We start from the raw sequence: 13181 nt of genomic DNA, 5'->3' as shown, positions 1-13181 counted from the left end.
TCTACACCCATACAAAAGCCTGTTGCTCTTGTATATAAATATGGTGGTGGGAGTAGGATTCGAACCTACGTAGGCGTAAGCCAACAGATTTACAGTCTGCCCCCGTTAGCCACTTGGGTATCCCACCGTTTAAAGCGAACTTCGTATTATGGACATGTTTAAAATGTAAGTCAAGCACCTGACGAATCTAAGCGACTTGTTATTACCACATACGAAGCATGCTATTGTGCACGGTCTATAAAACGAAGTCAATAAAAATGGCGGACATTTTGTATATTTATGTCCGCCATCTGCATAAAAACCTAGAAACCGCTTAGAAGTAGGTCAAACCGATGGAAATAATTACACCGGTGACAAACAACTGGATCAAACAAAAACCCATAATGTCTTTAGCTTTTAGGCCAGCAATCGCCAATACAGGCAACGCCCAGAATGGTTGCAGCAGGTTAGTCCATGCATCGCCCCATGCCACAGCCATCGCTACGCGAGGCATATCGGCACCCAAGGCTTGTGCGCTGGCAATCACTACAGGTGCTTGTACAGCCCACTGACCACCACCAGATGGCACAAACATGTTTACCAAGCCAGCGCTCATGAATGTCCAAAACGGCAAGCTATCTACCGTTGCAAAGGATACAAACCAATCGGACAAGGTTTTAGCCAAACCTGAATCCACCATGATGGCCATAATCCCTGCGTAGAACGGGAATTGAATAATGATCCCTGCCCCACCCTTTACTGCCTCATTTAGTGAGTTCAGCAAATTACGGGCATTACCGTGCAGCACAATAGCCAAGAACAAGAAAGTGAAGTTAATCACGTTCAGGTTCAAGCCACCTTGTTTGATTACGTAGTAGTTAAACAAGTAAGCCAAGCCTGCCACGCCAATTAACATGGCTAGTACTGTACTGTTTTCCAGTCTGGCCGCAGGACGGTTATCCGCTGCATTCGCTGCCGCTTCCTGTGCCTTAGCATCGGCCTCCAAGAGTTCCGGCGAAATATACACACTCTCCGCTTCGGATGGCATCATCAACCGGTTTACTAACGGCACTACAATAAACAGCGCTAACAGAATCAACAGGTTAAAGGTGGAGAAAATAGTCTCCCCTGTACCAATAATGCCAATTTTATCAGCCTGAAAGTGGCCTTCTGTGGCAATAGTAAGAGGAACCGAACCCGCCAAACCACCATGCCATACGATAAAGCCTGAGTACGCACTGGCTACCAATAAGCGGTAATCAACACGTACCTTTTTCGCAATTTCTTTAGCGAATAGAGCACTCACTACCAAGCCAAAGCCCCAGTTGATCCAGTCAGCAATCAACGCAACGAAAGTGACCAGAATAATTGCCGCACCAGGACTGCGTGGCAACGAAGCAAGCGCAGACAAAATAGCTTTTACTGCTGGGGTACTTGCCAACATGTAGCCAGCCATCAACACCAACAACATTTGCATGGTGAAAGACAGCAAGCCCCAGAAGCCATTACCCCATATATCGATTACCTCCATGGGAGTTTTACTTTCACTCCACATGGCGGCAACACCAGCCACTAAGGTCAGAATTACAACGAAGATATAAGGATCTGGTAAATAACGCTCAACCAGCCTTACAGAAAAACGAGTAATGGATTTAAACATTCAGATACTCCAAAAAAGTATTGTGCGAATTTCAATCCCTAGCCGTTTTTCTGCCTATCAGTAATAACCCTTAGACCCTTGTTAAGCTTGATCTAAAATTTGTTGTAATCCCTGTTTTTCCAACAAACTATTCAAATGTTCCCAGTCGTGGAACGCAATTTGCAATTGACCTTTATTTTTAGCACCTACCTTAAGCACTACTTTAGTGCCTAGGTGCTCAGACAACACTCGCTCTACACGTTGGATATCACCATTTTTTTGTGTAGAAGACGATTCACGGCCATCTTTATCATTTTCTTCTGCTTCTCGCAGCGTTTTGGCCACTAGTTTTTCTGTTTCGCGCACCGACAAGCGTCTAGCAATGACTTCATTTGCCAACATGATCTGGGTTGCAGGGTCAGTGGCCAGAATGCTACGAGCATGCCCCATATCAATATCACCCGCCAACAGCATGATTTGCACTGGCTCTGCGAGGTTCAACAAACGTAGCAGGTTGGTGGTGGTAGAGCGGGATCTACCAATCGCTTGAGCGGCTTGCTCGTGAGTCATTTCAAACTCTTCTAGCAAACGTTTCACACCGTGGGCTTCTTCAAGCGGATTAAGGTCTTCACGCTGGATGTTTTCGATTAACGCCATAATGGCAGCGTTCTCATCTGCCACCTCACGTATTAATACCGGAACCTTATCTAACCCGGCTAATTGAGCAGCTCGAAAACGGCGTTCACCCGCAATAATTTCATACTTCCCTTTTTGTTTGCCTTTTAAAGGGCGAACCAAAATGGGTTGCATAATGCCTTGAGTACGAATGGATTCAGCCAACTCATTTAAGGCACCTTCGTCCATACGTGTACGAGGCTGGTATTTACCAGCAATCATTTCTTTAACGTACAGCTCAGAACCCGGTGCGGTGCTGACTTCTTTACCTAGGCTACCAATTACATTTGCATCTTCACCCAGTAATGCATCCAGGCCTCTGCCCAGCCCTTTAGGCTTACGTGTTGCCATGATGAATCCTTTTATTCTTTATCAACCTAATCTTACGCAGCACTTTTTGCGCTTTTCTTCAGCTGCTTAACTAACTCTTTACCGAACTCTACGTATGCTTTAGCGCCACGCGAGTTTTTGTCGTACACAGTACCCGGCATACCGTGACTAGGGGCCTCAGCAAGCCGCACATTGCGCGGAATAACCGTTTTGAATACCTTGTCACCAAAGTGTGCTTCAATTTGCGCTGAGACCTGCTGCTGCAGCGTCACACGGGCATCAAACATCACACGCAATAATCCAATAAGCTGTAGCTCAGGGTTAATGTTGCGATACACACGCTTAATGGTGTTCACCAGGTCAGACAACCCTTCCAAGGCGAAGTACTCACACTGCATGGGAATAATCACACCATGTGCACTGACCAAACCATTTAACGTCAGCAACGAAAGCGTTGGCGGGCAATCAATCAAAATGATGTCATAGTCATCCGAAGCCTCTTGCAACGCTTTTTTCAGCTGTTGCTCGCGCTCTTGCATCTGAACCAAGTCAATTTCAGCACCAGAGAGCTCTCTATTTGCCGGTAAAACATCGTAACCACCTGATTCTGAACGCTTTTTCGCTTCAGAAACTTTGTTTTGGCCTATCAATACCTGATAAATATTGATTTCAGCCGCGTTTTTATCAACACCACTGCCCATCGTGGCATTGCCTTGAGGATCCAAGTCTATCAACAGCACTTTTTTCTTCAGTGCAGCCAGGGCTGCCGCTAGATTAATCGCTGTCGTTGTTTTCCCTACGCCACCCTTTTGGTTCGCAATACAAAAGACGGAGGCTTTTTCTTTTTTGGCAGAAGCAACAGACATGCTCAAGACCCTTTACGTTTTAAATAAACTAAACAACGCTGAGCGTCCAATTCAGGAACGTCTAACGCTTCTATTGTCTCTACCACCCAATCGGTTTCTTGTTCCAATTGGTTGATTTCCTCTTCCGGCTGTTTTCCCTTCATCGCCATGATACAACCCTGCGCAGACACATGACGACCTGCCAATGTGACAAAATCAGTCAAGGATGCAAAGGCTCGTGAAATAACCACATCAGCCTCATAACAATCCCCTACTTCTACACGCCTATGGGTAGCTGTCAGATTGGGTAATTCCAATACAGCAGACATTTGACGCACAAATGCCATTTTCTTTTCCACAGCATCTACACAGGTAATGTTCCACGTGGAACTAGCCACAGCCAACACTACACCAGGCAAACCAGCACCAGCCCCCACGTCTACAATACGCAGTGATTCTTTTTCTTGTTGTTCCATATATCGCGTCAGCGCAGGTACTACTGACAGGCTATCAAATATATGCTGAATCAACATCTGCTCAGGATCACGTAGAGCAGTCAAATTATAAGTTTTATTCCAACGCTGCAATTGAGCAATGTAGCGCAGCAATTTTTCTTGCTGCACTTCACTCAATGCTACGCCTAGCGCATTACAGGCTGAGAGCAGCCTTTGTGAGAAATCCATTACGACTGTTTACTTAAATGTTTGGCAAGCGTGTGCCGTTTCAAATATACCAATAACAAAGATACTGCCGCTGGCGTAATACCAGAAATACGGCTAGCTTGACCTACTGTGGTTGGCTTAGCTGCATTAAATTTCGCCAATGCTTCGTTAGACAGACCTTTGACCAAACTATAGTCCATATCCTCAGGGATAGGCTGGTTTTCAAAACCTGCTTGTCTTTCAATTTCGATTTTCTGCCTAGTCACGTAGCCGGCATACTTCACCTCAATCTCTACTTGATGACGTAGATCTTCATCAAGTTCGGGATTGTCTTGCAAAATACGTTCTTGATCTACGCTAACTAACTGCAGTAAGGATTCATAGCGTACTTCGGGGCGTTTCAACAAATCATAAAGATTGTACTCACGCTCTATGCCCTTCCCTAAGACTTCGCTCAATGTTTCACGTGGAACAAGTCTGGGGTTAACCCACGTTCCACGAAGTCGTTCAATTTCTTGAGCCAACGCATCACGCTTACGATTGAATGCATCCCAACGCGCATCATCAATAAGACCTAATTTTCTACCCGTTTCAGTCAATCGCTGATCCGCGTTATCTTCGCGCAAACTTAGTCTGTATTCAGCGCGCGATGTAAACATACGGTAAGGCTCAGTCACACCGCGGGTAATCAAGTCATCCACCAACACACCTATATAGGCTTCGCTACGTTGTGGTGTCCAACCATCTAGACCGCGGATTAATTGCACTGCATTTAACGCCGCCAACAAACCTTGAGCCGCAGCTTCTTCGTACCCAGTCGTACCGTTAATTTGACCGGCAAAGAACAAACCACGAATGGCTTTGGTTTCCAATGTGGGTTTCAATGCACGTGGATCAAAGTAGTCATACTCGATGGCATAGCCAGGGCGCAGAATTCTAGCGTTTTCTAAACCAGGTAGGCTGTGGACAATTCCTAGCTGAATATCAAACGGCAAGCTTGTGGATATCCCATTAGGATAAATTTCTGTACTTGTAAAACCTTCAGGTTCCAAAAATACTTGATGGCTAGACTTGTCAGCAAACTTGTGGATTTTGTCTTCGATAGAAGGACAGTACCTTGGCCCTACACCTTCGATAGTACCTTCGGGACTATACATAGGTGAACGGTCTAAACCCGAACGGATAATGTCATGAGTTTTTGCATTGGTATGCGTAATCCAACACGGCAACTGTTTTGGGTGCATGGCTGCATTCCCCATAAACGAAAATACCGGTACAGGATTAGTATCACCATGCTGCTCTTCCAATTGGGAAAAGTTAATGGTGGTTGCATCAATACGCGGAGGTGTACCTGTCTTTAATCTACCTTGTGGTAGTTTCAATTCTTTAAGACGTTCGGCCAAAGTGATCGCAGGCGGATCCCCTGCTCTACCACCGGAGTAGTTTTCCAAACCTACGTGTATACGGCCATTCAAAAATGTACCCGCTGTTAGTACTACTGCCTTGGCTTTAAACCTAACACCAATCTGCGTAATTGCACCTACAACTTTATCCCCTTCCAGGATTAAGTCATCCACAGGCTGTTGGAAAACCATCAGGTTTTTTTGATGCTGCACCATCTGACGAATGGCAGATCTGTACAAAGAACGATCGGCTTGTGCACGGGTAGCTCGCACAGCTGGACCTTTAGACTGATTCAAAATTCTAAACTGAATCCCAGCCTTATCAGTCGCCAATGCCATTGCGCCGCCTAAAGCATCTACCTCTTTTACCAAATGCCCTTTACCAATCCCACCAATAGAAGGATTGCAGGACATTTGACCCAACGTGTCCATATTGTGTGTGAGTAAGAGTGTAGAAGCCCCCATCCTGGCAGCAGCCAATGCGGCTTCTGTTCCAGCGTGGCCACCACCAACGACGATCACATCAAATTCGTCTGGATAAATCATTCTTGTATCTACAAAAAAACGTAAAAGATCATTATACGACTGCGTATTGCTTATTTTGTTTCAAAAGCCTTTTTACTTGCAGTATCTTAAAAAAATTACGCATCTACCACAGTGTTTCACGTGGAACATAAAACAGAAAAATGTTCCACGTGAAACACTCATTGGTTATACAGATGCACTTTGCCCACACCAACACCCTCTTCCGATGTAAGAGCGATGTTTAGCGCATATAGTTATAACAATGTGTAGGCAGCAGATCGCTTAAGATTTTGATAACAAATTTTCTAGTGTGTGAAAAATGAACATCGTATCTAAGCTTCCCGATGTGGGAGTGACTATTTTTACTGTGATGAGCCAGTTGGCAACGGATCATCAAGCTATCAATCTTGGACAGGGTTTCCCAGATTTCAATACAGATAAAGCGTTATTGGATGATGTCTATGAAGCAATGCTTCAGGGCTATAACCAGTACTCACCCATGAGTGGCCATCCACTGCTGAAAAAAGCCATCACCGAAAAAACACAACTTCTTTATGGTGCTTGCTATGACCCAAATACAGAAGTCACAGTGACCAGTGGTGCAAGCGAAGCATTAATGAGCAGTATTCTTGCTTTTGTACATCCCAATGACGAAGTGGTTGTCATTGAGCCTTTTTATGACTTGTACTTGCCCGTCATCAAGTTGGCTGGTGGCATTGCTGTTCCTGTTTCTATGGAAGCCCCACGTACACCAGAACAAAGTTTCAGCATTGATTGGGACAAAGTAGAAAAGGCCATCACCAATAAGACGCGTATGTTAATTATCAATACGCCTCATAACCCTACTGGTGCCATTCTGAAACCAGAAGATTTAGACGCCTTAGAAAAAATTGTCGCTAAGTGGGATATTCTGATTTTGTCTGACGAGGTGTATGAACACCTGGTTTTTGATGGGGCTAAACACTTAAGCATGGCTACTAGGCCTGCACTGAAGAAAAACTCCATCATTGTTTCTTCATTTGGTAAAACGTTTAGTGCTACAGGTTGGAAGATAGGCTACTGCTTAGCTCCGCCCGAGTTAAATACTGAAATTCAAAAAATTCACCAGTTTTCAGTGTTTTCTGTACCCACGCCGTTGCAAGTGGGTTTGGCTACGTACATGCGGGATGCTAATACCTATTTGAACCTGCCTAACTTTTATCAACAAAAACGTGATCAGTTGTACCAAGGGTTACGTAATACTCCATTTACTCCCTACAAAAGTGAAGGCACATTTTTCTTACTGGCTTCATATGAGGGATGGTCTGACAAGTCTGAACTTGAGTTTAGCAAATGGTTAACCACCGAATATGGTGTAGGGGTGATACCTGTTTCAGCGTTTTATCGAAATCCTGAATCTAAAGAAGCAAACCAAAATCTCATACGATTCTGTTTTGCAAAACAAGAGCAAACCTTAGCTACAGCCTTAGAACGTTTACCTAAGAAATAATCCTTCCACAGTTCATTCACATCGTCCCCTATCAAGTTTTTGGTAGGGGATTTTTTATGCACAGGCTTCAAGTGTAAGGAAGCAAATAGCAAAAGACAAGGCTGCTTTGGCCTGTGTAAAGAGTACATAGTGTTAGTAGTTATTCACTAGTATTTATATATATTTGGTAGTTAGTATAAGGGGTGTGGATAACTAGGATAACTCTTTGTAGCCCTTATTCTATGGACTTCTACAGAGTTTTACACTGCAGGCAAAACTGCATAAGTCTAGGTGTATAGATTGGGTATAAAAATAAGAATCTCTGTAAACAGTTAGGTTATCCAACAATCATCCACAACTAATCCTCATGTCGTCGCTCTAGGGCTTATCCACAGAAAATATATTTGTAGCCACGTGTACCTAAAACAACGTTAGGTTTTCAGTAAAGATCATCTTGAAAAACTGTTGTCAAAAGGATGCTTTCAAAAAAAAGTTCAGCAGCTCTTTCTTCTTAATGTTGTTAACTATCATATATATCTATAGATGATTAATAATGGGTGTCTGTGGATAAGTGGTACAATCGCTTGAAAGCCTGATTATTCAATGCTTTAACCTATATTTTTGCTTGTTGATGGCTGAGCGGTTTGTTGAGGATGGTTTCTGGATAATTTTTGTGTATAAGTTTCATACCCCAGTTAAGCCTTTTCACTCCACAACTTATCCACAAGCTCCTCTCCTGCAACTATCCACAGGCCTTGTTCCTCAAGGGCTTTGCAGCGACATTGTTTAGATCAACATGTGCAAGATATACTCGCTGCATACCAGCCGTTTTTCTTACTTGATGTTGTATTAGCATGTCTAATGTCGCGGTCTACCGCCTTGCCTCTGACTGGCAAAAAGCTCTCAAAAAAATCCCTGAGCACATTCGCTGTTATGTGAAAGAAGCGGCAAACAGCCATAAAGAGCTACTGGCGTCGTATTTTTATGCCAGCTTGCTGAATGACCAGGCGGCAAACGTATTCTTAAGCCATGATGAAGTGCAGAAAAGGTTGTCTCGTTCTCTGCAAAAATGGTTAAGTGAGCTTTTTTCGGTCGCTCCCGACGATGATTTTGTGGCGTTAGTTGAGTTACAGCGCCAAGTCGGTGATGTACACGCCCGTATAGATCTGCCGTTGTATCTGGTTTTAAGTGGTGCTCGACTGCTAAAAGAACGATTTTTTGAAATTGTTCAGGAAGAGCCAAGCTTAGAATTGATAGATAAGATGGCGGCGCAGCAATTTATTGCTGAATCCATAGACATTGCGATTGAGTTTATGAGCCGTGCCTACGCGGCATCGTACGATAGAAAATCCAGAGCTGAAGAGTCCTATAGAGTATTTGCGGCTGTGCATAACTCAGCTGCTGAGCGAGGACGCCAGCGAGCGGCATTGCTAGACTGGGAAAACAATCTGATGTTTGAGTTAGCCACAGGCATGGTGGATAAACAGTTATCCACTATCAATAGTTCAGAGTTTGGACTGTGGTTTCACCATAAAGGGGCTCATGCATTTGAGAACCTTAAGGAAACTCAAGTTATACAGAACACGATGGAGCACATAGATCAAGAAGTTCTCCCTCGTTTTACACAGGCTAACTCTGCGAACCAGCTAGATGTTTTACGTGAACTACGTACGCAAACACGTTTGATTCTATTGAGTATGGATTTGCTGTTTGAACAGCAAAACGAAGTAGAAGCTGGGCGTGACACACTGACCAAGTTGCTGGGACGTAAATATTTGCCAGTGGTTTTGGGTAGAGAGGTTGCTTATTCACGGCGTAGAGGCGTGAAATTTGCCTTGTTATCCATAGACTTGGATCACTTCAAGCGTGTGAATGATGAGTATGGTCATGAGTCTGGCGATGCGGTATTGCGCCAATTTGCCGAATTATTGAATGCACAATGCCGAGCGGGCGATTATATTTTCCGCTTAGGGGGCGAGGAGTTTCTCGTTCTGCTGGTGGATGTGAACGTAGATACGGCTTTGCGTATTGCCAAAAAAATTAGCGAACGCATACAGCGAGAAAAATTTATCCTGCCTTTTGGCCATGAGTTGAACCTAACAGCAAGTATGGGTTTAGCGCTTTATGATGGTCATCCCGACTATACTCCTACGCTCAGGCGTGTGGATAAAGCCTTGTATCAAGCTAAACATGCCGGGCGTAATCGTATTGAGTTGATGACTTAAGCAATACGTTGTGGACATCTTTTGGTGTGTCCCAATTCTTTTGAATGTGTATAAACATGGTAGAACGTCTGGCCATTTGGCTACAGTATTTATTGCCTAAACGCTTGTTAACACAGGCTGTGGGTAAGTTAGCAGCTCATCCTGGTGGTGGCTTAACGACGCGTGCGATTGAGTGGTTCATTAAACGGTATAAGGTGGATATGAGTGAGGCGAGTCAGCCTAACGCCGCTGCCTATACGACGTTTAATGACTTTTTCACCCGAGAACTCAAAGCAGGTGTGCGCCCTATTGCACAATCTGCCTTAGTAAGCCCTGTGGACGGCGCTATTAGCCAGTTGGGCAAGATTCAAGTACAGCAGATTTTTCAAGCTAAGGGTCATGATTATTCTGCACAAACGCTATTAGCGGGTGATGCGGCTTTGGCGAAGGTATTTGAGAACGGGTTGTTCGCGACGTTATACCTAAGCCCTAAGGATTATCACCGTATTCATATGCCCTGCACTGGCCGCTTACGTACAATGACCTACGTACCTGGCGACTTGTTCTCCGTGAACCCGTTAACCGCACGTAATGTGCCTGGGTTGTTTGCACGTAATGAACGTGTAGTGTGTGTGTTTGACTCCGAACGTGGTCCATTTGTGATGGTCTTAGTAGGGGCAACCATTGTGGGTAGTATGAGCACAGTGTGGCATGGCCAAGTTAATCCACCACGTTATGGTGAGGTTGTGCATTGGCAGTATGACGATCAACAGATCGTTTTGCAGCAAGGCGAAGAAATGGGACGTTTCTTGTTGGGTTCTACTGTTGTGCTGCTCTTCCCTGAAAACACCTACCAATTTGATTCAGACTGGTCTGCTACCGGAAAAATCTGCATGGGCCAAAGCATGGGTTCTGCACTGCACACTGAGTAATCATGATTGAACAAAATTCGTGGGCCGCGCTGCTACGGGGGCGTAATGGTTTGCGCTCCGTGGCTTTAGCTGGCGGTGTAGCCCTGCACGCGATTAATGTGTATTTGGTGACCACTATTTTGCCGTCAGTGGTGGCCGATATTGGTGGATTGTCGTATTACACGTGGAACATGACCTTGTTTGTCATGGCATCCATTATTGGATCTGCCCTATCCCCTAAATTACTGCAATTAGTGGGGCTGCGTCACGCCTTTGTGGTCGCCATGTTGGTCTTTATGGTGGGAACCATTGCCTGTGCCTTGGCATTTTCTATGCCGGCGATGCTAGTGGGCCGTACCGTACAAGGTTTAGGTGGTGGCTTCTTATTAGGCCTGTGTTATTCCGCCGTGCGTTTAGTATTTCCCGAAGTATTATGGCCACGCGCCATGGTGCTAGTGTCCAGTATGTGGGGAGTTTCTACGTTGATAGGCCCCACCATTGGCGGAATCTTTGCAGAAAGTGGGCATTGGAGGCTGGCATTTTGGTCGGTGATCCCCGTTATTGCTTTGCTGATGCTCCTGGTATGTACTCAGATTGAGGCGGGAAAATCGCAAGACAGTAAAAAATTAAAAGTGCCTATGGGCAAATTGCTGGTGTTGGCCATATCGGTATTGTGTGTATCGTGGGCGAGTTTGTCTGTGAATTGGATGGTCAATGCAGCAGGCTTGTTAGTAGCAGTACTGCTAAGTGTATTAACAGGACGTGCAGACAAGCACAGCGATGCCAATCTATTGCCACATGGTACTTACCACTGGGGGGGCATTTTGGCCGTCCTATACGGCTGTGTAGCGCTATTAAGCTTGGCAATTACGGTAGAGGTATTTATCCCCTATTTCTTGCAGACCATACATCACCAAAGTCCACTGATTGCTGGATATTTTATGGCGTCATTGTCTTTTTCATGGACAGCAGGATCTTTCTTGAGTGCAGGCCGTTCGCCTGTTGCTACACAGCGTTATGTGCAATTCGGACCATTGGTGTCTGGGTGTGGCTTGTTAGGCCTTGCCATCATGATGCCTATGGGGTTTGGTGATGGCAGCGCGATGTACTTCTTGTTGATACCGTTGATGGCAGTGGGTGGTGGTATTGGTGTGTGTTGGTCTCATGTGTTGACTCGCGTGTACCAAGCTGCACCTAAAGGTCAGGAAAACATTGCGTCTTCTGCCATTATCACCGTGCAACTGTATGCGTTGGCTCTTGGGGGCGCATTTGCAGGTATGTTGACAAACCTGGCTGGCTTTGTGGAACCCGGCGGCTTTGAGGGTGCGCGCCAGGCTTCCGTTGTACTGTTTAGCGTGCTAAGTATTGGCCCTTTGTTAACAGTATGGCTGATTTACAAAGGCTTGGCCAAACACTGATTAACCGCTAAACCCACCTTCTTTTATGTACTCTATTTCTTCGGCTGTAGAGTCTCGGCCCAGAATAGCATTTCGATGAGGAAAACGGCCAAAGCGTTGAACGATCTCACGATGGTGATGAGCAAACTTCAACCCTTCACCTGTTTTTCCTCGTTCGTTTAGGCGCACGGCCAGATTCTGGTCTTCTAGGTTTTCAGAGTGTGTAAAAGGCAGATAGCAAAACACACGTAATTCTTGTGGCAAGGTGAGGTCACCTTTTCGTTCTACCAGTAATCGAGCGTAGTGACGGGCTAAACTATCGGTGGCATACATGTGGCCACTTTCTCTAAAACAGTTACGTGGGAACTGATCCAGCAAGATCAGCAATGCTAAACCACTATCATCGTATTGAATCCAGCTTTCCAATTCGCGACGAGCAGCTTGCCAATGTAGTGCTTGGCAATGGTGATGAAACTCACGGTCGAATTCTGTACTTTTACTAAACCAGTGATCTGCGTTTTCCGACCAAAATGCCAGAACATCATCATGAGCAATGGCGGACATAGGGTTCTCCTGAATGGATTGACATAAGAAATCCTAGCACACTACCTAATTTTGGGTATTTACAAGCTGAAAAACTATGTTATAGAGGGAGCTCTTTTTACTGGTATTTATTGGTAGAGCATTACCTGACATAGTAAGAATAAAAATGCAGAATCAGCATTGCTCATTTATTTCCCCAATATCTATAAGGCTATTGGAGCTTGGTCTTCTGTCTACCCTGTAAAAATTGTTCGCTGCTATTCGTTTTTGTGACAGTTACAGTGGTTATGGGGTGATACGCTTCGAAAAAGTAATTTTCAGTCTAGAAACAGCTAAGTGGATTATTGATATTTTTCAAATATCAAATTTTTTACTAATAATAATGATAAGAAACAAGTACTTCTCTGTATTTTATTTTAAGGTTAAATAAATTTAGACAAGTGATGCTTGGCATCATATAGGAAGTACTTTTTGAGAATGAGTTTTGTTTGTAAGGCGCTGTAACGGACTATAACGCTAGGAAGGTATATAGAATAATATTTGAGGTTATGACTACGCTATGGTGTGCGATACATAAAAAACTCGTCGCTACCAGCTAAA

The 13181-nt window shown here is 44.6% G+C and carries 10 protein-coding genes and 1 tRNA gene; 4 read left to right on the top strand and 7 right to left on the bottom strand.

Annotated elements, in window-relative coordinates; genetic code table 11:
• Positions 1-41: 41 nt before the first annotated feature.
• From ACLO87_RS14275 to mnmG, 6 genes are all read right to left on the bottom strand, one after another.
• Positions 42-127, bottom strand: a tRNA-Tyr gene (locus ACLO87_RS14275).
• Between the two features lie 186 nt (positions 128-313).
• Entirely contained in the window at positions 314-1639 is a 1326-nt protein-coding gene (locus ACLO87_RS14270; protein ID WP_135863861.1) for a short-chain fatty acid transporter, read from the bottom strand.
• 81 nt (positions 1640-1720) lie between these two features.
• The gene (locus tag ACLO87_RS14265; RefSeq protein ID WP_135863863.1) at positions 1721-2644 is read right to left on the bottom strand and encodes a ParB/RepB/Spo0J family partition protein; all 924 of its coding nucleotides are present in this window, start codon (positions 2642-2644) and stop codon (positions 1721-1723) included.
• Positions 2645-2676: 32 nt separating this feature from the next.
• Positions 2677-3489, bottom strand: a complete 813-nt coding sequence (locus ACLO87_RS14260; protein ID WP_430221966.1) for a ParA family protein — start codon at positions 3487-3489, stop codon at positions 2677-2679.
• Positions 3490-3491: 2 nt separating this feature from the next.
• The gene (gene rsmG, locus ACLO87_RS14255) at positions 3492-4151 is read right to left on the bottom strand and encodes a 16S rRNA (guanine(527)-N(7))-methyltransferase RsmG (protein ID WP_430224058.1); all 660 of its coding nucleotides are present in this window, start codon (positions 4149-4151) and stop codon (positions 3492-3494) included.
• Complete coding sequence (gene mnmG / locus ACLO87_RS14250; protein WP_135866566.1) at positions 4151-6079, bottom strand: tRNA uridine-5-carboxymethylaminomethyl(34) synthesis enzyme MnmG; 1929 nt, start codon at positions 6077-6079, stop codon at positions 4151-4153. Before mnmG ends, rsmG begins: the two co-directional genes overlap by 1 nt.
• A 298-nt stretch (positions 6080-6377) precedes the next feature.
• Here mnmG and ACLO87_RS14245 point away from each other — a divergent pair, with 298 nt between their 5' ends.
• The 4 genes from ACLO87_RS14245 to ACLO87_RS14230 all read left to right on the top strand — a co-directional run bounded on the left by ACLO87_RS14245 (position 6378) and on the right by ACLO87_RS14230 (position 12059).
• Positions 6378-7547, top strand: coding sequence for a methionine aminotransferase (locus ACLO87_RS14245; RefSeq protein WP_430224057.1), 1170 nt, complete (start codon positions 6378-6380; stop codon positions 7545-7547).
• Between the two features lie 833 nt (positions 7548-8380).
• Positions 8381-9751 carry a diguanylate cyclase gene (locus tag ACLO87_RS14240; RefSeq protein WP_135866459.1) on the top strand — a complete coding sequence of 457 codons (1371 nt, stop codon included), beginning with the start codon at positions 8381-8383 and terminating at the stop codon, positions 9749-9751.
• A gap of 56 nt (positions 9752-9807) precedes the next feature.
• Entirely contained in the window at positions 9808-10662 is an 855-nt protein-coding gene (gene asd, locus ACLO87_RS14235) for an archaetidylserine decarboxylase (RefSeq protein ID WP_135866461.1), read from the top strand.
• 2 nt (positions 10663-10664) lie between these two features.
• Positions 10665-12059: an MFS transporter gene (locus ACLO87_RS14230; protein WP_430224056.1), complete on the top strand. Its 1395-nt coding sequence runs from the start codon at positions 10665-10667 to the stop codon at positions 12057-12059.
• Here the strand turns inward: ACLO87_RS14230 and ACLO87_RS14225 are convergent, their stop codons facing one another.
• A complete protein-coding gene (locus ACLO87_RS14225; RefSeq protein WP_135866465.1) occupies positions 12060-12602 on the bottom strand; it encodes a DUF924 family protein in 543 nt (180 codons plus the stop codon).
• Positions 12603-13181: the final 579 nt, after the last annotated feature.

The organism is Paenalcaligenes sp. Me52 (genome assembly GCF_050487965.1).
GTDB lineage: Bacteria > Pseudomonadota > Gammaproteobacteria > Burkholderiales > Burkholderiaceae_B > Paenalcaligenes.
This window is presented reverse-complemented; position numbering and strand designations above follow the sequence as displayed.

What these genes read in the sequence shown, in the direction of transcription:
- ACLO87_RS14270 (WP_135863861.1), bottom strand. Translation starts at nt 1,639, where the DNA reads ATGTTTAAATCCATTACTCGTTTTTCTGTAAGGCTGGTTGAGCGTTAT.
- ACLO87_RS14265 (WP_135863863.1), bottom strand. Translation starts at nt 2,644, where the DNA reads ATGGCAACACGTAAGCCTAAAGGGCTGGGCAGAGGCCTGGATGCATTA.
- ACLO87_RS14260 (WP_430221966.1), bottom strand. Translation starts at nt 3,489, where the DNA reads ATGTCTGTTGCTTCTGCCAAAAAAGAAAAAGCCTCCGTCTTTTGTATT.
- rsmG (WP_430224058.1), bottom strand. Translation starts at nt 4,151, where the DNA reads ATGGATTTCTCACAAAGGCTGCTCTCAGCCTGTAATGCGCTAGGCGTA.
- mnmG (WP_135866566.1), bottom strand. Translation starts at nt 6,079, where the DNA reads ATGATTTATCCAGACGAATTTGATGTGATCGTCGTTGGTGGTGGCCAC.
- ACLO87_RS14245 (WP_430224057.1), top strand. Translation starts at nt 6,378, where the DNA reads ATGAACATCGTATCTAAGCTTCCCGATGTGGGAGTGACTATTTTTACT.
- ACLO87_RS14240 (WP_135866459.1), top strand. Translation starts at nt 8,381, where the DNA reads ATGTCTAATGTCGCGGTCTACCGCCTTGCCTCTGACTGGCAAAAAGCT.
- asd (WP_135866461.1), top strand. Translation starts at nt 9,808, where the DNA reads ATGGTAGAACGTCTGGCCATTTGGCTACAGTATTTATTGCCTAAACGC.
- ACLO87_RS14230 (WP_430224056.1), top strand. Translation starts at nt 10,665, where the DNA reads ATGATTGAACAAAATTCGTGGGCCGCGCTGCTACGGGGGCGTAATGGT.
- ACLO87_RS14225 (WP_135866465.1), bottom strand. Translation starts at nt 12,602, where the DNA reads ATGTCCGCCATTGCTCATGATGATGTTCTGGCATTTTGGTCGGAAAAC.